A 1951-nucleotide genomic window follows, 5' to 3' on the forward strand; every position below is an offset into this window, starting at 1 on the left:
CAAGTTTAACTGAGCCTTAAATTAAACAAAAGGTGATTTAGATGCCGAAAATCATATCCATTGCGGAGGTTGTCCCTCCATATGAAATAAAACAGGACCAAGCCTCAGCATTCGCAGGCGAGCTATTTGCACATTCCTTTAAGGATATTGGAAGACTTTTAAAAGCATTTCAAAATGGGCAGATTGAAAAAAGACATTTTGTTAAAAAGATGGAATGGTTTTACGAAAAACACACATTTGCTGATAAAAACGATGCATATATAGAGGCAGCCGTTATGTTTGGAAAAGAGGCTATTATTAAATGTTTAAGCAAAAATGAGTTCTTGAAGAAAGACATTCCTATTCATGAGATTGAGGCCATTTTCTTTATTTCGACAACTGGATTAGCCACTCCCAGCATAGAGGCGCGAATTATGAATCTCCTTCCTTTTCATGCGCATACAAAGCGAATTCCCATATGGGGACTGGGCTGTGCCGGTGGTGCTTCGGGTTTATCGAGAGCATATGAATATTGTCTTGCTTTTCCTGAAGCAAAAGTCATCGTACTGGCAGTAGAACTCTGCAGTCTAACCTTTCAGCAGAATGACCAATCAAAAAGTAATTTGATTGGTACTTCCTTATTTGCTGATGGAATCTCCTGTGCATTGATTTGTGGGGATGAATCTAATATGGCAGAATATTGCTCACGGACAGTATCCCCGGCTATTATTGATACGCAATCTACCCTAATGCCAGACTCATTGGATGTAATGGGATGGGATATTAAAAACGACGGACTTTATGTTATTTTTTCACGGGATATCCCAACCATCATTGAACAATGGTTAAAACCGAATGTCTCTGGTTTCTTAGAAGAAAATAATCTATCCCTTGACCAAATCAATTATTTTATTGCCCATCCTGGTGGAAAAAAGGTTTTGGATGCCTACGTAAAATCACTTGAAATCCCTCAATCCATGACTGGAATCTCTCAGGAAGTGCTTCAAAAGTTCGGGAACATGTCCTCATCGACCATTTTATATGTACTCAGACGATTTATGGGACAGGAAACGAAATCGGGGGAGTTTGGACTTTGTACGGCCCTAGGCCCAGGCTTCAGTTCAGAATTGCTATTACTGAGGTGGGAGGAATGAAAGATGTCTATCCTTTTACCCTTTTTTTCGCATTTATTGTTATTCAACGGATAGGCGAGTTAATGGTTGCAAAAAGTAATGAAAAATGGATGAAAATGCAAGGCGCACTTGAATTTGGTGGAAGTCATTACCGAATGATAGTTCTGATTCATCTACTGTTTTTTTGCAGTTTTCTAAGTGAAAAGGTTTGGTTCAATCATGGATTATCAACGATCTGGCCAGAAATTATTGGGATTTTCTTTTTAACACAGGTTTTACGCATTTGGGCAATTGCTTCATTAGGCCGGTATTGGAATACAAAAATCATTGTCCTACCTAATGCTAAGATTGTCAGAAAAGGACCATATCGTTGGATTAAACATCCTAATTATGTTGTTGTTACGCTTGAATTAATGATGATTCCATTGTTATTTAATGCCTACATCACAACATGTCTGTTCACTATTCTGAATATGATTGTCCTAAGAATTCGTATTCCTGAAGAGGAAAGAGCATTAATAACGCTGACAGAATATGACCAAGTCTTTAACAATTGTGAACGATTTTTCCCTAAGATTGTTAAATAATTTTGACAAATAGATTGGAAATATTGAAAATAGTTCTCACTCATGATAAAATCTAATCATTAATGAAAATCATTCTCAAGCCAGTTATCAATCTAACAAGGAAGGTGTTACATATGGCTTATATTTTTGTTGCTGGAACCATCCTTACGTATGGGTTTGTCATGAAGCATGTCTTAAAAAATGTAACTCAATAATAGATGGATTAGGCCGGGGCAATCCCGGCTTTTTTTTTATTTTTAAGTAACATAATAG

The 1951-nt window shown here is 37.0% G+C and carries 2 protein-coding genes; both read left to right on the forward strand.

Annotated features, from left to right (window positions below; all coding sequences use genetic code 11):
• Window positions 1-41 precede the first annotated feature (41 nt).
• Window positions 42-1133, forward strand: coding sequence for a type III polyketide synthase (locus V7083_RS15260; RefSeq protein ID WP_335479293.1), 1092 nt, complete (start codon window positions 42-44; stop codon window positions 1131-1133).
• Entirely contained in the window at window positions 1130-1699 is a 570-nt protein-coding gene (locus V7083_RS15265; RefSeq protein ID WP_335479295.1) for an isoprenylcysteine carboxyl methyltransferase family protein, read from the forward strand. The genes V7083_RS15260 and V7083_RS15265 overlap by 4 nt, the downstream gene beginning before the upstream one ends.
• Window positions 1700-1951 lie beyond the last annotated feature (252 nt).

It is taken from the genome of Bacillus sp. JJ1764, from assembly GCF_036962145.1.
GTDB lineage: Bacteria > Bacillota > Bacilli > Bacillales > Cytobacillaceae > Neobacillus.

Bases quoted from the DNA above. Each gene is read 5' to 3' on its own strand.
- V7083_RS15260 (WP_335479293.1), top strand. From the start codon at position 42: ATGCCGAAAATCATATCCATTGCGGAGGTTGTCCCTCCATATGAAATA.
- V7083_RS15265 (WP_335479295.1), top strand. From the start codon at position 1,130: ATGAAAGATGTCTATCCTTTTACCCTTTTTTTCGCATTTATTGTTATT.